Consider the following 17513-nt stretch of genomic DNA (forward strand, 5'->3'; position numbering starts at 1 on the left):
CTGGCCGCAGGGGCGACCGGGAACCACGTCGTGGTGCCGGGCGGGTGGCCCGGCGAGCTCAGACCTCCTGGTCAGAGGTGCTGTGCTCGGGCGTACGACTCGTCCGAGACGTCAGGTCTCAGAACTGGAAGTCGTCGATGTTGTCCTTGTTGAACTCGAGCGGGTCGCCGAGGAGCACGACACCGTCGGCGCCGACGGTGTACTCGCCGAGCTTGCCCGCCTCAAACGTGTCACCCTCTTCGCCCTTGATGTCGCCGTCGACGAGCGCCTTGGCGGCGAAGGCGGTCAGGTAGCCGAGGTCCTCGGGGTTCCAGAGGGCGAAGGAGCCGACCGTGCCGTTCTTGACGTACTCGCGCATCTGGTCGGGCGTGCCCAGACCGGTGAGCTGGACCTTGCCCTTGTACTGCGAGTCCGAGAGGTAGCGCGCCGCTGCGGCGATGCCGACCGTGGTGGGCGAGACGATGCCCTTGAGGTCGGGGTGCTTCTGCAGGAGTGCGGCGGTCTTGTCGAACGACGTCTGGTCGTCGTCGTCGCCGTAGACCGTCTCGACGAGCTGGATCTTCGGGTGGTTCGCCTTGAGATCCTCCTCCATGAGCTTGATCCACTCGTTCTGGTTCGTCGCGTTCGCCGACGCCGAGAGGATCGCGATCTTGCCCTGGTCGCCGATGGCCTTGGCGATGAGCTCGACCTGCTTGGAGGCGATGCCCTTCGCATCCGCCTGGTTCACGAAGAGGTCGCGGTACTCCGGCTTGGTGTCGGAGTCGAAGGTGACGACCTTGGTGCCGGCGTCACGCGCCTCCTGGAGCGCGTCGCCGATGGCCTCGGGGTCGTTGGCCGAGATCGCGATGGCGCCGGTCCCCTGCTGGGTCAGCGTGTTGATGTAGCTGACCTGCGAGTCGGGGGTCGCCTCGGACGGGCCGACCTCCTTGAAGGTGCCCTCGAACTCCTCGACGGCAGCCTTGCCGCCCTTGGAGGACGTCTCGAAGTAGGGGTTGCCGAGGTTCTTGGGGAGGAAGGTGACCGAGACGTCGTCGCCGCCGCCTCCGCCGTTACCCTCGTCGTCGCTCCCGCCGCAGGCGGCGAGCACCAGGCTCATGCCCAGCACGGCGGCGACGGCCGGGACGAACCGCGCGAGGCCGCGTCGCCTCGTGGTCTGTGTGGTCATCGGTCTTCTCTCTCTCGATTGCTGACCGGCCCGTCCGGGTCGGCCTGGGGGGTGGTGCTGTTGGGCTCGGGGGCGCCACGACGTCGCCGGCTGCCGATCCAGCCGAGGACGCTGGAGCCCACGACGGAGACGACCAGCAGCAGGCCGGTGACGATGTTGATGACGTCGGCGGTCTGGTCGGCCAGGCGCAGTGCGCTGCCGATCGCCCCGATGAGGAGCACGCCGGCGATCACGCCGGGGAGTGCGCCACGTCCGCCGAAGATGGAGACGCCGCCGAGCAGCACGGCGGCGATGACCTGGAGCTCCATGCCGTTGGCGTTGTCGCCGCGGGCGCTGCCGTAGCGCAGCGTGTAATAGATGCCTGCCATGGCCGACACGACACCGGTCAGCATGAACAGCACCAGCTTGGTGCGCTCGACCCGAATCCCGGAGAACCGGGCGGCGCCCTCGTTGAGGCCGATCGCGAAGATGCCGCGGCCGAAGGCGGTGAAGTGGAGCAGGACGATGAAGAGGACGGCCAGCACCGCGAACACGATCATGATCGACGGGATGTCTGACTCGCCGATCCGGCCGCGTGCCCAGTCGGTCCACGCCTCGGGGAAGTCGGTGACGGCGGTGGTGCCGAGCAGGCCCACCGCGATCCCGCGGTAGAGCGCGAGCGTGCCGATCGTGACGGCCAGCGACGGCAGCCCGACCACGGTGACGAGGAAGCCGTTGAACGCACCGCAGACGACCCCGACGAGCAGGGCGGCGACCGCCGCGAGGACGACGGGCGTGCCCTTGTCGTAGAGCACGCCGAACGACACGCTCGCGAGCGCCACGGTGCTGGCGACCGAGAGGTCGATCTCTCCGGTGATGATCACGAGCGTCATCGGGAGCGCGATCAGGAGGATCGGGGCGACGTCGAGGAGGAGGTACGTGATGGTGATCGGCCGGTCGAAGAACGGCACGGTCGCCGAGGCGTACAGGTAGACGACGACCAGGGCGGCCCAGACCGCGACGTCGCGGCTGAGCAGGACCCGCTGCCACAGCGGACGCTGATGGTCGCGGTAGGTCCGGCCGCGCGAGGGCGTGGAGGTGTCGGAGGGGTCGATCAGGCTGGTCATTCGGCGTCCCTCTCTGCCAGCAGCTTCTTGTGCTGTCGGTCCTTGAGGACCTTGTCCAGCACGATCGCGACGATGATGAGCAGGCCGACGACCGCGCGCTGCCAGAAGTCCTGGATGCCGAGGATCGGGAGACCGCGGTTGATCGTCATGAGGAGGTACGCGCCGACCGCCGCACCGAGGACGGTGCCGCTGCCGCCGAAGATCGCGACGCCACCGATCACGGCGGCGCCGACCGCCTCGAACTCGATGCCGAGCCCGGCGCCGGAGCTGATGGTGCCGTAGCGCGCGACGTAGAGGACGGCCGCGAGCCCGGCCAGACCGCCGGAGACCGCGAAGGCGACGAGGGTGCGCTTGGTCTTGGGCAGCCCGTAGAGCGTGGCGGCCTCGGGGTCGGAGCCGAGGGCGTACATCTCGCGCCCGGCGCGCGAGCTGCGCATCAAGACGATGGCGACCCCGAGCACGGCGAACGAGATCCACGCGAGCGTCGGGATGCCGAGCACCGACGACGTACCGAACGTGAGCAGGTCGCGCGGGATGTCGGAGGCGTTGATCCGGTCGGAGCCGGCCCACGACATCATGATGCCGCGATAGACGTAGAGCGTGCCGAGCGTGATCACCAGCGCCGGCACCTTGGCGAACGCGACGAGTGCGCCGTTGATCAGGCCGAGCACGACGCCGAGCAGGATCGCGAGCAGCAGCACGACGATGATCGGCAGCCCTGTGTCGACGAAGAGCCGGCCGGTCGCGTAGGCGACCAGACCGAGGATCGACCCGACCGACAGGTCCACGTTGCGGGTGATGATGACGATCGCCTGGCCGACGGCGAGCACCACGAGGATCGACGGCGTCAGGAAGAGGTCGCGCCAGCCGTCCTTGCTGAAGAGGAACGACGGGTTGATCGCGGTGGTCACGGCCAGGACCACGAGGAAGGCCAGGACGATGCCGGTCTCGCGCGCCTGGAGGACCTTGCGGACCCGGGCGCCGACGCTCGGGGGCGGCGGGGGCGCCGGCGTCGTCGCGGTCGTGGCTGCGGTGCTCATGCGGAGGCTCCCTCGGTGTTGGTCGCCGCGAACATCACGGCCTCGGGGGTCGCCTGCTCACGGCTCAGCTCGGCCGTGATCCGGCCCTCGTGCACGACGACGACCCGGTCGGCCATCCCGAGCACCTCGGGCAGCTCCGACGAGATCATGACGATGCCCATGCCCTCGCCGGCGAGGGCAGACAGGAGCCGGTGCACCTCGGCCTTGGTGCCGACGTCGATGCCGCGGGTCGGCTCGTCGACGATCAGCACGTCGGGTGCGGTGCTGAGCCACTTGGCGAGCACGACCTTCTGCTGGTTGCCGCCGCTGAGGGTGCCGGCGAGAGCGTCGAGCGTCGCCGCCTTGACCTCCAGGCGCGAGGCCCAGTCACGGGCTGTCGCGTTCTCGGCTCCGGACGACAGGATGCCGGCGCGCGAGAGGCGACGGCGGATCGCCATGGTGATGTTGCGGGCGATCGAGGCGTCGAGGACGAGGCCGTGCTTGCGCCGGTCCTCCGGGACCAGGGCGAGCCCGAGGCGGATGGCGGCCGCGGGGTCCCCGGCAGGGACGGCCTTGCCGGCCACCCTGACCGTGCCCGAGTCGTACGGGTCGACCCCGAACGCCGCCTGCATGATCTCGCTCCGGCCGGCGCCGACGAGACCGGCGAGCCCGACGATCTCGCCCCGCCGGACCTGGAGGTCGACGTCGTGGAACACACCGGCACGGGTGAGGCCCTCGATCTCGAGGACGACGTCGCCGATCTGCGCGTCCTGCTTGGGATAGAGGTCCTCGACGTCGCGCCCGACGAGTCGGCGCACGATGTCGTCGACGGTGACGTCGGCGACCGCGTCGGTCGAGACGTACGAGCCGTCGCGCATCACGGTGATCGTGTCGCAGAGGCTGAAGACCTCGTCGAAGCGGTGGGAGATGAAGACCAGTGCGCGGCCCTCGTCGCGCAGCGCGCGGGCGATCGTCATCAGGCGGTCGACCTCGATGCCGCTCAGTGCGGCGGTCGGCTCGTCCATGATGAGGACGCGGGCGTCGAGGGAGATGGCCTTCGCGATCTCGATGATCTGCTGGTCCGCGATGGACAGGCCGTCAGCGGGGCGCTCCGGGTCGATGGCGACGCCGAGACGGGCGAACAACGCGCGCGCCTCGGTGTCCATGGCCTTGCGGTCGATGCTGCCGAACCGCGACCGCGGCTGGCGCCCCATGAAGATGTTCTCGGTGACGCTGAGGTCGGGGAACAGCGTCGGCTCCTGGTAGATCACCGCGATGCCGGCGTCCTTGGCGTCGGCGGTGGTCCGGAAGTCGACCGGCTCGCCGAACAGCTCGTACGATCCGGAGTCCGGCCGATAGAGGCCCGCGATGATCTTGACCATCGTCGACTTGCCTGCGCCGTTCTCGCCGACCAGCGCGTGGATGGACCCGGTGGTGACGGTCAGGCTGCCTGCACGCAGGGCGACCACCTGCCCGAACCTCTTCGAGACGTCGCTCAGGGCGAGCGCGACCGTCCCGGTGGCGGCTGTGGCCATCGACTTCCTCACCGACTTCCGTACGCACTGAGGGGTAGCGCGTTTGAATCGTTTCAATTAACGTGGCGTTCACAAGGTATATGAGCCGACTCACAAGGGTCAAGGGACCCCTTGAAACGATTCAGTGGCAGACTTCACGCACCGTCCGCCATGCGACAGACCTAGATACAGGAGATGCCGGTGGCAAAGCCCCCGTCGACACCGACCCCGGCAGCCAGCCTCCGTGACGTCGCTGCGCTCGCAGGCGTCTCCGTCGGCACGGTCTCCAACGTGCTCAACCACCCTGCCAAGGTGTCGGAGCAGACCGCGGAGCGGGTCTTCGCGGCGATCCGCGACCTCGGGTTCGTCCGCAACGAGGCGGCCCGTCAGCTCCGGCAGGGACACAGCCGGTCGATCGGGCTCATCGTGCTCGACATCCGCAACCCCTTCTTCACCGACGTCGCCCAGGGTGTCGAGGACGAGGCGACCGCGCGGTCGCGCAGCGTCCTGCTCGCCAACTGCGCGGAGGACGCCGCCCGGGAGAGTGCCTATCTCGACCTCTTCGAGGAGCAGCGTGTCGACGGCCTGCTCATCTCACCGGTCGGTGACGTCCTCGACCGCCTCGACCGCCTCCGCTCACGCGGCATGGCGGTGATCCTCCTGGACCGGCTCGCGTCGACGGAGTCGTACAGCTCAGTCTCGGTCGACGACGAGCGCGGTGGTCGACTCGCGGTCGAGCACCTGCTCGAGACCGGGCGGCGACGCATCACCTTCGTCGGCGCCTCCACCGACATCGAGCAGGTCCGCGACCGCCTCGCCGGTGGACGGCGAGCGGTCGAGGGTGTCGGCAACGCCTCGCTGGACTACCGCGAGATCACAGGGATGCACGTCGCCCCGGCACTGGCCGAGGGCGAGCGGATCGTCGCGCTGCCGGCCGACGAGCGTCCTGACGCGGTGTTCGCGGCCAACGACCTGATCGCGATGGGGATGCTCCAGGCCTTCACCCGGGGGGGGTTGAGGACGCCCGACGACATCGCGCTGATCGGCTACGACGACATCGACTACGCCGCCTCGGCAGCCATCCCGCTGTCCTCGGTGCGCCAGCCCTCACGCGAGATGGGCCGGCGCGCCGCCGAGCTGCTCCTCGCCGAGATCGAGGCCGGCGGCAGCGGTGAGCGCCAGCACATCGTCTTCGCCCCGGAGCTGGTGGCCCGCGCGTCGACCCTCGGCTGACCGCCCCGCGCCTCGCCCCGTACGCGATTTGTGCACCTCCTCAAGGAATCGGCACCCGGATTCCTTGATCAACTGCACAAATCGGGGACGGGAGGGACGCTCGGGGACGGGAGGGGGTCAGCCGGCCGCGTCGTACGGGAGGCGGACCGTGAAGCGGGTGCTGCCGGGCTCCGACTCCACCGTCAGGTCACCATGGTGCTTCCTGACCACGATCCGCCAGGAGATGTCGAGCCCGAGTCCCGTCCCTTCGCCGACGGCCTTGGTCGTGAAGAACGGCTCGAAGATCCGCTCCTGGTTCTCCGGCGTGATCCCCGGACCGGTGTCCGCGACCTCCACCTCGCACCAGTCCTCCACGCGACGCGTGGTGAGAGTCAGGGTCCCTTCTCCCGCCATCGCCTGTGCCGCGTTGACGATCAAGTTGGTCCACACCTGGTTCATCTCCGCCGCGAACATCGGGACGGGCGCGATGCTGCGGTCGTAGTGCTTGACCACGGTGATGCCGCGCAGCTTCATCTGCAGCATCAACAGGGTCGCGTCGAGCAGCTCGTGGACGTCGGTGCGGACGAACGGGGCGCGGTCGAGCTGGGAGTACTGCTTCGCCGCGTTGACCAGGGTCGACACCCGGTTGGTCGCATCCTCGATCTCGGCGATCAGCTCCTCGGTCTCGAGCGTGTAGCCGAGCCAGCGCATCGCGCCGGCGAGCGCGCTGGGGTCCACCCGGGCCGCCGCGGCGTCGAGCCACGTCTCGTCGATGCCGCCCTGCACGAGCACCGGGGCGATCTCCCAACCGTTCTCGATCCCGTGGTCGTCGAGCCAGTCGGCGAGCCGGTCCTCCAGGTCGGACGCCTCGAGGACACCGAGCACGTCCGCCGATACGGCGTCGGCGCGACGCGCCAGTGCGTCCTCCTGGAGCGCCATCAGCGCGGTGATCGTCTCGCGGTCGTGGGTGCCCTCGGCGATCATCGCGAGCTTGTGGCGCATCGCCGCGACCCGCTCGCGCAGTGTCGCGGTCGCCCGCACGGCCGCGGACGCGGGATTGTTGAGCTCGTGGGTGAGGCCGGCCGACAAGGACCCCAGAGCCAGCAGCCGCTCACGCTGCCCGACCGCCTCCTGGGTGTTGCGCGTCCCGAAGAAGAGGCCCTCGAGGAGGTGCACCGCCATCGGGAACCAGTCGGCCATCAGCTTGGCGAAGTCGGCGGCGTCCAGGACGAAGAACCGCGACGGCTCCAGCACCTTGGTCGAGCCGGTGTACACCTGCGGAGCACGGTCCCCCAGGTACGCCGACCAGGCTCCGGTGTACACGCCGGCCCGGGCGGTCCGGGAGGTCTCGACGTCGTCACCGCCGACCGTGCGATAGAGAGCGATCTCCCCCTCCAGCATCACGTAGAAGCACGTCGCCGGATCGCCCTCGCGGATGAGCCATCCCGGCTTCGCGTGCTCCACCCGGCCGTGCTCGCACAGCCACGCCAGCTGCCAGTCCTCGAGGCGCTCGAACAGGAACATCCGGCGCAGCTCGGCGACGTCGCACGGCAACGGCTCGGGCGTGCTCACAGCTGCTCCAGGTAGCGGTGCACCAGCATCACGGCCATGGCTCCTTCTCCGACGGCGGAGGCGACCCTCTTCGCCGACTCGGCCCGGACGTCGCCGGCGGCGAAGATGCCGGCCACGCTGCTCTCGAGGTGGTACGGCACCCGGTCGAGCGTCCACCCCGGTGGTCGCGCGCCGTCCTGCAGGAGGTCGGGGCCCGTCGGGACGAACCCGTAGCGGTCGCGCACGACCACCCCGTCGAGCCACTCCGTCCGCGGCACGGCGCCGATGAAGACGAACGCCCACCCGCACGGGACCGTGGTCATACGTCCCGTGCTGAGGTCGCGCAGCACCAGGCCCTCGAGGTGCCCGTCTCCGCATCCCGCCGCGACCTCGGTCGACGTCATCACCCGGATCCGGGGGTGCGCCTCGACCTGCTCCACGAGGTACGCCGACATCGACTGCGTCAACGCTGGCCCACGGACGAGGATGGTCACGCTGCGAGCCTCGCGGGCCAGCGCGATCGCGGCCTGGCCGGCGGAGTTCGCCCCGCCGACGACGTACACGTCCTGGCCGGCGCAGGCGGCCACATTGGTCAGCGCCGACCCGTAGTAGAGCCCTCGCCCAGTCATGTCGTCCAACAGGGGGCCGTCGAGCCGCCGGTACGTGACTCCGCCGGCCAGGATGATCGTCTGCGCGTCGAGGGAGCTGCCATCGGGGAAGCGGACGGTGCGTGCCGGCCCGTTGACCTCCAGCCCGACGGCGTCGCGGGTGGTGACGATCTCCGCACCGAACTTGAGCGCCTGACGCCGTGCGCGCTCGGCAAGCTGGGCGCCCGAGACGCCGTCGGGGAAGCCGAGGTAGTTCTCGATCCGCGAGCTCTGCCCCGCCTGTCCTCCGGTGGCGGTGCGCTCGACGAGCACGGTCCTGAGCCCTTCGGACGCCCCGTAGAGCGCCGCGCTGAGACCGGCGGGCCCGCCGCCGACGACGATCAGGTCGTAGAAGTCGGACCGAGGCTGCGTCACCAACCCGACCCGTTCGGCGAGCGCGGCGTCGGTGGGCGCCACCAGCACGTTGCCGCCCGGCGTGACGACGACCGGGAGCTGCGGGTCGTCCAGAGTCGCGGCCGTGAAGAGCGCGTGTGCCTCGGCCGAGTCGGAGGCGAACCACCGGTACGGCACCTGGTTGCGTGCCAGGAACTCGCGCACCTCCGACGAGCGTGCCGACCAGCGGTGCCCGACCAGCTTCGTCTCGCCCACCGGGTGGCGGTCGGTACGGGACCACGCGTCGAGCTGGTCGTCGATCACCGGATAGAGCTTCTCGTCGGGAGGATCCCAAGGCTTGAGCAGGTAGTAGTCCAGGTCGACGAGGTTGATCGCGTCGATCGCCGCCTCGGTGTCGGCATAGGCGGTGACGAGCACGCGGCGTGCGGCGGGGAACAGGTCGATCGCCTTCTCGAGGAACTCGATGCCCGTCATCTGGGGCATCCGGTGGTCGGCCAGGAGGACCGCCACCTCCTCGCCACGGAGCTTGAGCTCACGCAGCGCCTCGAGAGCCTGCTCCCCGGACTCGGCGCGCACGATCCGGTGGGTGGCGCCGTAACGGCGCCGTAGGTCTCGCGCGATCGAGCGTGACACCGCCGGATCGTCGTCCACGGTGAGGAGGGCGACACGGTGCTCCACGCGCCCGGGGGAGGTCGTTGCCGTCATGTCGGTCCTTCGCGGTGGTGGCCGAGGTCCCCATCGTCGCGCCTTCGCCGCCCCGAGGCCAGGCTGGTTCTCGGCCGCGATCAGCCGGCTGCGTCGTCGTCGAGCATCGGGCCCGCCCTCAGCTCGGTGTTGATCTGCTCCGCGTCGAGCACGTTCAACGCCTCCGACAACGTCGCCGAGCTGTACGTGCCGAGGGCGCGCGCCCGCAGCAGCGCCGCCCGCTCCGCGGCGACGATGAGGAGCCGCAGCTCGTGGTACTGCGCGACGATCCGGGAGCTGTCCTCGACCGCCTCCTCGTCCTCCGACAGCCGGATGGTGACCAGGCTCCGCGCGTGCTCCATGACGTCCTCGTCGTACGGCGAGCCGTCGGGCCGACGCAGGTCCGGTGACGCGAGGCGGTCGTCGGCCGCCTTCGCCAGCTCGCCGAAGAGTGCCCGTCGCTCGGACCCGTCGTCGGAGGCCTGGCCGGCCAGCCCCAACGCCCGGACGACCCAGGGCAGGGTCCCTCCCTGGACGAGGAGGCTGCCGACGGCGACGACGAACGCGATCAGGATGAGCGACGAACGCTCGGGCGTCTCCTGCGGCAATGACTGTGCCGCGGCGAGCGTGACGACGCCGCGCAGACCCGCCCAGACGAGCACGACGCCCTCTCGCCAGCCGAGGGGCTCGGCCATGATGTAGTTCACGTCGGCCAGCGACCGGCGGATCCGTCTGCGCAGGACCTGCTGCCGACCCGGGAGCTCGCCCGAGTCGAGCCGGTCCTGGATCCCCTCGATGTGCTTGCGGACCCGCGGCGCGGCGCGGCGGCGGCGGCGCGCCGAGAGCAGGAGCGGGAGGACGTACGCCGCGCGGATCACGAGCACGATCGCGCCCGCACTGACACCGACGAGCAGGGCGTTCAGAGCGCTGTTGTGAGCCTCCCGGACGTCCTCCAGCACCCCGTAGAGCTCGAGGCCGATGAGCAGGAAGACCGATCCCTCGAGCAGCAGCTCGATCGTCCGCCAGTTCGAGGCCTCGTAGAGCCGGTCCTGCGGCCGCAGATACTTCGGCGCCCCCTGTCCGGTGACCAGGCCGGCGGTGACGGCAGCGACGAGGCCTGAGGCGCCGAGCTGCTCCGCGGGAACGTAGGCGACGAACGGGACGACGAACGAGATGGCGGTGTTGAGCGGGGCCTCGGTGATCCTCGCGCGGACCCGGAGGTTGGCGCCGCCGACGAGCAGACCGATGACGACGGCCGCGACGACCGCCCACACGAAGTCGCCGGCCACACCCCACAGCGACACCGACGCCGCCGTCGCCGCGATCGCCGAGCGGAGCAGCACGAGGGCGGAGGCGTCGTTGAGGAGACTCTCGCCCTCCAGCACGGTGACGACCCGCGGCGACACCCCGAGCCTGCGCACGATCGAGGTCGCGACCGCGTCCGTCGGGCTCACGATCGCCCCGAGCGCGATGCCCGTCGAGAGCTCGATGCCAGGGATCACCGCACGGAAGTACAGCCCCAGCAGGAGAGCACTGAGGATGACGAGGAGGACGGAGAGTCCGCTGATCGCGGTGAAGTCCCGACGGAAGTCCATCGCGGGCATCGACACGGCAGTGGAGTACAGCAGCGGCGGCAGCACCCCTGCGAGAACCAGCTCCGGCTCGATCTCGATCGCGGGCACAGCCGGGAGCAGGCTGATCGTGACGCCGATCAGCACGAGGAGCAGCGGCGCCGCGACACCGACCCGGGGTGAGAGCACCGTGACCGCGACGATGCACACGATCCCGGCGATGCCGACGAGAAGGAAGTCCACGCGCACCCCTTTCGGCCAGGTCAGCCCATTCTCTCCTGCGATCGCGAACTCGCCCGACCGCGCTCAGCCGACCCCCGCCACCACCGGGAACGCCGACAGCACCCGCGACCGAGAGGACGGCGGCGACGAGGTTCGGCCGGTCGGTGGCGATCACGAGGTAGCTCACCGCGGCGACCGAGAGCATCAGCGTCGCGAGCCTGTGGTGCGCGTACGGCACCTCGTCGCCGGCTGCGGTGAACGAGCGACGCAGACCGCCCGGCCCCACGAGGACCCGCACGCCAGGGCGACGCCGCCGAGCATGCCGACCGCGATCACGGTGTGCCGTCCTGCCTGTCGTCCCGCCTCGTCGATCAGCTCGTAGACGAGGGCGAGCGCGCCGCCCAGCACGAACGACGCACCAGCGACCACCCCCTACCAAAGGTGGAGCGGGCGTTGGACCTCAGACCGACGCCCGGGGCGTTCTGGATGGCGATGATCGAGAGATGACACTCGCGCTCGCCGGATTTCTCGTGGCCATGGCTCTGGTCGACAGCACCAGCATGGGGACGCTGATCATCCCGGTGTGGCTCGTCCTGGCGACGCGACGGGGCCATCAGGGACGGGTCGTGATCTACCTCCTGACGATCGCGGCCTTCTACCTCGTGCTCGGGATCGCGCTCGCCGCCGGTGCCCAAGCACTGGTCCCGGTGCTGGGTGACATCGTCACCTCGAGGCCGGGTCGCGTGGTGATGGTGGTGGTCGGTGTCGGGCTCGTCTGGCTGAGCTATCGGATCGACCCCAAGTATCGGGCCAAGCGCGGCCACGACCCCGCCGAGTCGTCACGACGGTGGCAGGAACGCATCACCGGGGCGCTGTCCACGCCGGGCGGAATGGTCGGCCTGGCCGTGGTCGCCGGTGGGATCGAGGCGGCGAGCATGCTGCCCTATCTGGCCGCGATCGGCGCCCTGACCGCGGCGGACATCGGGATGGCGGCCACCACCGCAACGTTGGCCGTCTACTGCCTCGTGATGATTCTCCCCGCGCTGCTGATCCTCGCGCTGCGGCTCGTCGCCGCACGCTGGGTCGATCGACCGCTCGAACGACTCGGCTCGTGGGCCGGGCAGCGCGCCGGCAGCGCGACCGCGTGGACGGTCGGAATCGTCGGTGTACTCGTGGCGCTGCAGGGCGTCGGCGGGCTCCTGTGACGGGGCTCACGCTCTCGCCTGCTAGCAAACGCTTGCAAATGCAAGCAGCGCCACGAAGACTGAAGGCGGAGTCCACGCCACCTGGCGCGGCCCGCACGACCGAGGGAGAAGCAATCATGGCCATCAAGGAACAGCTCACGACGTCCACACCGTTCCTCGCCGTCGTCGGCGCCGGCGACATCGTCGTCGAGAAGGTCCGCGCGTCGGTCCCGTCGTCCGATGACGTCGACGGCGTCATCAACGACCTCAAGGGTCTGCCCGAGCAGCTCAAGACCGTGCCGGAGCAGCTCAAGGTGTTCCCCGAGAAGGCTCAGGCCGCTGCTCTCGAGGCGCTCAAGGACCTGGAGACCACGTACGCCGGACTGGCCGAGCGTGGCGAGACCCTCGTCGGCCGCATCCGCAAACAGCAGGCGACCGCCGACGTCAAGAAGTCGGCCAAGTCCACCGAGGCGAAGGTGAAGGCGACGACCACCACCGCCAAGAAGTCCACCGCGTCGACGAAGTCGGCCGCCAAGGGCGCCGCCACGTCGGCCCGCAAGACCGCCGGCAACGCGGCGAAGGCCACCAAGGCCGGCGCGGAGAAGGTCGGCGACTGACCCCGTGGGCGCGGGGCCTGTCTCGGTCGGTCCCGCGCCCGCTCCGGCCGCTCCCGTAGCCTGGCCGACATGCAGCTTCCCGATGAGCCCGCACGCCGGATGCGGGTCTCCGACGCCGACCGCGAGCAGGTCGCCGAGATCCTGCGCAGCGCGGCCGGTGAGGGACGGATCGACACCGACGAGCTCGACGAACGGCTGGAGGCGGCGTACGACGCCAAGACCGTGGCCGACCTGGTCCCCCTGACCGACGATCTTCCCGCCACTCCGCCGTACGCGCAGCCGGTTCCGGCGCGCCACGTCTCGCCCGTCACCTCGGTCGGCGAGCCCACCCACCAGCGCGGCGTCGCGATCATGAGCGGCTTCGAGCGCAGCGGCGACTGGCTGGTGCCGTCCGAGCTGACGGTCACCGCCGTGATGGGCGGGGCCGACATCGACGTGCGCCGCGCCCGCTTCAGCGCTCCCGAGGTGGTCATCACCGTCAACGCGATCATGGGCGGCGCGCAGATCACCGTGAACCCGACGACGCGTGTCGTCGTCGAGGGCATCGGCATCATGGGTGGCTTCAGCGGGCCCCGCGACGACAGCGAGGTCGCGCCCGGTGCTCCCACCGTGCGGGTCCGGGGCTTCGCGCTGTGGGGCGGCGTCGGTGTCGTCCGCCGACCCCTGGACTGAGTGCGCACCGTGGCGGTGTGCCCGGCTTAACCGCTTGACCTCCCGTGCCACGATGGACGGGCTATGAAGATCTGACACCGATCCCGCTCGCGTCCGCGGCGCCCCTTGCCCGGCGAGCCCCTTCTGACCCTGTGAGGTCATCGGTGTCTCTCCCCTTCAGCCCGTCCTCCACGACGGAAGCCGCCGCGACCAGCCGTGCTCTCGTCGCCCGCGGCATCACGGTCGAGTACGGGATGCGTCCCGTCCTCGACGACCTCGACGTCACCGCGTCCCCCGGCGAGCGCCTCGGCCTGGTCGGGGAGAACGGCGTGGGCAAGTCCACGCTGCTCCGCGTGCTGGCGGGACGCCAGGCGCCCGACGACGGCACCGTCAGCAGGCCGACGCGCGTGACCTACCTCGGCCAGGTCCCCGACCTCCCTGACTCCGGCCGGGTGCGGGACGCGATCGACGGTGCGCTCGCCGACTTCCGCGGTCTCGAGAGCGAGATGAGAACCCTCGAGGACGCGATGGCCGACGGCGATCCTGACGCCGCGGCGCTCGAGGCGTACGGCGACGCGCTCGACGAGTACGAGCGGCGTGACGGCTGGTCGGCAGACTCTCGGGCGGCACGCGCGATCGCCGGGCTCGGTCTCGGCGACGTCGGCGAGGACCGCCGACTGGGGACGCTCTCGGGGGGCCAACGCTCTCGGCTCGCCCTCGCGCTGGCGCTGGTGACGTCGGCGGACCTGATGCTGCTGGACGAGCCGACCAACCACCTCGACGATGCCGCCGTGGGCTATCTGGAGCGCTCGCTCAAGGACCAGCGCGGTGTCGTCATCGTGGTCTCGCACGATCGGGCGTTCCTCGACGCGACCTGCACGGCGATCCTGGACCTCGACGCGACGCTGCACGTGGCACCGGACGGTACGACCTCCACCGGGCCTGCGCGCTACACCGGTGACTACACGGCGTACCTCGACGCGAAGGCGTCCGCGCTCGTGCGCTGGGCGCAGGCGCGCGACGCCTGGGAGGACGCGTACGACGACGCGAAGGCGGTGCTCAGCACCGGCAGCCGTCAGATCGGGCACGGCTACCGAGCGCCCCGCGACAACGACAAGTTCATCGGCCACTTCCTCGGTGAGCGCAAGGACGCGGCGGTGTCGCGGCGGGTGCGTGACGCCGAGGCGCGGCTGGAGCGGCTGGTGGCCAGTCCTGTCCCGCCACCGCCCGAGAGGAGGGCGTTCGCCGGCCTCGTCGGGGTCTCTCCTGCTGACGGTGTGCTGGTCTCGGTCCGCGACGTGGAGGTGCGTGGAAGGCTCCGCCTCGCCGCGCTCGACGTCACCGCCGACAGCCGCCTGCTGGTCGTCGGCCCCAACGGTGCGGGCAAGTCGACGCTGCTCGGCGTCCTCGCCGGTGCGATCGAGCCCGAGGCGGGCACCGTGCGCCGGCAGCGACGGCTGCGGATCGGCTACCTGCCGCAGGAGGATGCGTACGCCGACCCCCGCGCGAGCGCGCTCACGGTGTTCGCGGACGGGCGGGACGGTCCGGTTGAGGAGTGGCGGGACGCTCTTCGCCGGACGGGCCTGCTGCACCCCCGCGACCTCGACACGGCGGTGGGCGACCTGTCCGTCGGGCAGCAGCGGCGGCTCTCCCTCGCCCGGGTCGTGAGCGGAGCGCCGCAGCTGCTCCTGCTCGACGAGCCCACCAACCACCTCTCGGTCGCTCTCGTGGACGAGCTCCAGGACGCTCTGGTCAGCTCACGCGTGCCCGTCGTCCTGGTGACACACGACCGCTGGTGGCGGGCCCGCTGGGACGGCGCGACGCTGCCGCTCGGCACGACGGGGTGATCGTCTGGCTTCGTCGCTCTCCGACCGGAGTATGACGTGGCCGCGGCGAGCCCGTCCCGCAGACCGACGCACCGACACAGTCGCGATTCCTAGCGTGGTGGCATGAACTCCCCACTCGTCGCCACCGACCTCGTCCAGACCTACGGCGAGGGGTCGACCGCCACGCACGCCCTCGCCGGCGTCAGTCTCTCGGTCGCGCCGGGTGAGTCCCTCGCGATCATGGGCCCGTCCGGATCGGGCAAGACCACGCTGCTGCACTGTCTCGCGGGAGTCCTCGCGCCGACCTCGGGCTCGATCGTGTGGAAGGGAGCCGACCTCGCAAGCCTGTCCGACCGACGACGTACGGCGCTGCGACGCACCGACTTCGGCTTCGTGTTCCAGTCCGGGCAGCTCCTGCCCGAGCTTCCCGCGGTGGAGAACGCCGCACTGCCGCTCATGCTCGCGGGGACGTCACGGACCGAGGCGACGCGGGTCGCTGCCGCCTGGCTCGCCCACCTCGGGCTGGCGGGGTTGGAGCAACGGCGCCCCGGTGAGCTCTCCGGGGGACAGTCGCAGCGAGTCGCCATCGCGCGTGCGCTCGCCGGATCACCGGGCGTGGTCTTCGCCGACGAACCGACCGGCGCGCTGGACCAGGCGACCGGCGCGGACGTGCTGAGCGTCCTCACCTCCGCCACGCGGTCGACCGGAGCCGCCCTCGTGGTCGTCACCCACGACGAGGCTGTCGCTCGTCACTGCTCACGCATGATCACCATGCGCGACGGCCGGGTCACGGGCGAGTACGTGCACGAGGAGGCCGCACGATGAGGACCACGATCTCCCTGTGGGCCCTGCTCCGCTCGCACGGCTCCGGGCGCCGCGACCCGCAGCGCCTCACCGAGGTGCTCGCGGTCGTCGCGTTCGCGACGACGACAGCCGTCCTCCTCCTGGTGATCGGCGGGTTCCAGGCCTTCTGGGACCGGGCGGGAGGTGCCCCCGGCATCCGCGCCGGTCTCGACGCCCCGGAGACGCCGTACGCCATCCAGTACCCGTTCCTCGCCGGTATCGCCGTCCTCCTGATCCTCGTCCCGCTCGGCACGCTCGGTGCCGCCGCCGCCAGGTTGGCGGCCGAACGGCGGGATGCCCGGCTCGCCGCGCTGCGACTGTGCGGAGCGACGCGCAGCCAGGTCGCCGGGCTGACCGTCCTCGACGCGACCGCACAGGCGGCCGTGGGCGCAATCGCCGGGCTCGCCGGGTACGCGCTGCTCGTCCCGCTGGTTGCTCAGGTGCGGTTCCAGGATCGTCGGTTCGCCTTCTCCGAGCTCTGGGTGGGGGTGCCGGTCGTGGTTCTCGCTGTCGCGGCCGTGCTCGCGATCGCGGTGCTCTCGGCGGCGGCGAGCCTTCGGCGGGTCGCGATCACCCCGCTGGGCGTCGCCAACAGAGTCACTCCTCCGGGCCTGCGGAGAGTTCGGCTGCTCGCGACCGTGGGTGGCTGCCTCGCGCTCGTCGTCGCACCCCAGGTCCTCGGCGGATCGGTGGGCGTCGCCCTCGCCGTCCTCGTGACCCTGCTCGTGCTCACGTTCGCGACGCTCAACCTCGTCGGCCCCTTCGTGATCGGGGTCGTCGGTCGCGTCACGGCTGCGGCGGCGCGCTCGGTGCCGACCCTCCTCGCCGGACGACGGATCGTCGACTCGCCCAGGACGGCATGGCGCTCCGTGGGTGGTGTCGCGCTCGCGACCTTCATCGCCGGTCTCACGGCGACGTTCTCGCTGCTCGATCCCAACACCGTCGGCCGTCCGGACGAGGCGGCGTTCATCGCCGACCTCAAGACCGGCGGCTTCTTGACGCTGGCGATCGCCGGGGCGCTGGCGGCCGTCTCCACCGGAGTGATGCAGGCAGGTCGGGTGATCGAGCAGCGCGAGGAGCACCGGGCGCTCGTCCTGGCCGGGACCGACCACCGCACGCTCGACCGCGCTCGGACGAGGGAGACGATCATCCCGCTCGTGGCCAGTGTCGGCGTCGCCACGGCGACCGCGCTGATGGTGCTGGTGCCGGTCGTCGGCCTTCAACCGGTGGCCCAGCCCTCGGTCATCGCCCAGTACCTGCTGTGCGTCGTCGTGGCCTCGGGTCTGGTCCTCGCCGGCGCCGCGACGTCCCGCAGGGTGGCACGGACGGTGGCCTGAGCGCCGCGAC

At 70.8% G+C, this 17513-nt stretch carries 15 protein-coding genes; 7 read left to right on the forward strand and 8 right to left on the reverse strand.

Annotation, left to right across the window (positions count from 1 at the left end; genetic code table 11):
• Positions 1-118: 118 nt before the first annotated feature.
• Genes rhaS through KV102_RS06205 form a run of 4 tightly spaced genes read right to left on the reverse strand, consistent with a single transcriptional unit; the run spans position 119 to position 4825 of the window.
• A complete protein-coding gene (rhaS, locus tag KV102_RS06190) occupies positions 119-1165 on the reverse strand; it encodes a rhamnose ABC transporter substrate-binding protein (RefSeq protein ID WP_220342653.1) in 1047 nt (348 codons plus the stop codon).
• Positions 1162-2271, reverse strand: a complete 1110-nt coding sequence (locus KV102_RS06195; protein WP_220345610.1) for an ABC transporter permease — start codon at positions 2269-2271, stop codon at positions 1162-1164. The genes rhaS and KV102_RS06195 overlap by 4 nt, the downstream gene beginning before the upstream one ends.
• Positions 2268-3311: an ABC transporter permease gene (locus KV102_RS06200; RefSeq protein WP_220342655.1), complete on the reverse strand. Its 1044-nt coding sequence runs from the start codon at positions 3309-3311 to the stop codon at positions 2268-2270. Before KV102_RS06200 ends, KV102_RS06195 begins: the two co-directional genes overlap by 4 nt.
• A complete protein-coding gene (locus KV102_RS06205) occupies positions 3308-4825 on the reverse strand; it encodes a sugar ABC transporter ATP-binding protein (protein WP_220345611.1) in 1518 nt (505 codons plus the stop codon). Before KV102_RS06205 ends, KV102_RS06200 begins: the two co-directional genes overlap by 4 nt.
• Positions 4826-5005: 180 nt before the next feature.
• Here KV102_RS06205 and KV102_RS06210 point away from each other — a divergent pair, with 180 nt between their 5' ends.
• Complete coding sequence (locus KV102_RS06210) at positions 5006-6037, forward strand: LacI family DNA-binding transcriptional regulator (RefSeq protein WP_301021954.1); 1032 nt, start codon at positions 5006-5008, stop codon at positions 6035-6037.
• Between the two features lie 117 nt (positions 6038-6154).
• On the opposite strand, the gene KV102_RS06215 is transcribed toward KV102_RS06210, so the two are convergent.
• The 4 genes from KV102_RS06215 to KV102_RS06230 all read right to left on the reverse strand — a co-directional run bounded on the left by KV102_RS06215 (position 6155) and on the right by KV102_RS06230 (position 11474).
• Positions 6155-7588: an ATP-binding protein gene (locus KV102_RS06215; RefSeq protein WP_308290243.1), complete on the reverse strand. Its 1434-nt coding sequence runs from the start codon at positions 7586-7588 to the stop codon at positions 6155-6157.
• Entirely contained in the window at positions 7585-9273 is a 1689-nt protein-coding gene (locus KV102_RS06220; RefSeq protein ID WP_220345612.1) for an FAD-dependent oxidoreductase, read from the reverse strand. The genes KV102_RS06215 and KV102_RS06220 overlap by 4 nt, the downstream gene beginning before the upstream one ends.
• An 80-nt stretch (positions 9274-9353) precedes the next feature.
• Positions 9354-11066 carry a cation:proton antiporter gene (locus tag KV102_RS06225; protein WP_308290244.1) on the reverse strand — a complete coding sequence of 571 codons (1713 nt, stop codon included), beginning with the start codon at positions 11064-11066 and terminating at the stop codon, positions 9354-9356.
• Between the two features lie 183 nt (positions 11067-11249).
• On the reverse strand, positions 11250-11474 hold the full coding sequence (locus KV102_RS06230; protein ID WP_220345613.1) for a hypothetical protein: 225 nt from the start codon (positions 11472-11474) through the stop codon (positions 11250-11252).
• Between the two features lie 74 nt (positions 11475-11548).
• On the opposite strand from KV102_RS06230, the gene KV102_RS06235 reads away from it, so the two are divergent.
• The 6 genes from KV102_RS06235 (at position 11549) to KV102_RS06260 (ending at position 17503) form a co-directional block, all read left to right on the forward strand.
• Positions 11549-12250, forward strand: a complete 702-nt coding sequence (locus tag KV102_RS06235; protein ID WP_220345615.1) for a GAP family protein — start codon at positions 11549-11551, stop codon at positions 12248-12250.
• A 116-nt stretch (positions 12251-12366) separates the two neighbouring features.
• On the forward strand, positions 12367-12846 hold the full coding sequence (locus KV102_RS06240) for a hypothetical protein (protein WP_220342662.1): 480 nt from the start codon (positions 12367-12369) through the stop codon (positions 12844-12846).
• A 69-nt stretch (positions 12847-12915) separates the two neighbouring features.
• Positions 12916-13518, forward strand: coding sequence for a DUF1707 domain-containing protein (locus tag KV102_RS06245; RefSeq protein ID WP_220345616.1), 603 nt, complete (start codon positions 12916-12918; stop codon positions 13516-13518).
• Between the two features lie 143 nt (positions 13519-13661).
• Positions 13662-15344, forward strand: coding sequence for an ABC-F family ATP-binding cassette domain-containing protein (locus KV102_RS06250; RefSeq protein ID WP_220345617.1), 1683 nt, complete (start codon positions 13662-13664; stop codon positions 15342-15344).
• Positions 15345-15446: 102 nt separating this feature from the next.
• On the forward strand, positions 15447-16148 hold the full coding sequence (locus tag KV102_RS06255) for an ABC transporter ATP-binding protein (protein WP_220342666.1): 702 nt from the start codon (positions 15447-15449) through the stop codon (positions 16146-16148).
• Positions 16145-17503, forward strand: coding sequence for an FtsX-like permease family protein (locus KV102_RS06260; RefSeq protein ID WP_220345618.1), 1359 nt, complete (start codon positions 16145-16147; stop codon positions 17501-17503). The genes KV102_RS06255 and KV102_RS06260 overlap by 4 nt, the downstream gene beginning before the upstream one ends.
• Positions 17504-17513: the final 10 nt, after the last annotated feature.

This window comes from Mumia sp. zg.B53 (assembly GCF_019550935.1).
Lineage (GTDB): Bacteria > Actinomycetota > Actinomycetes > Propionibacteriales > Nocardioidaceae > Mumia.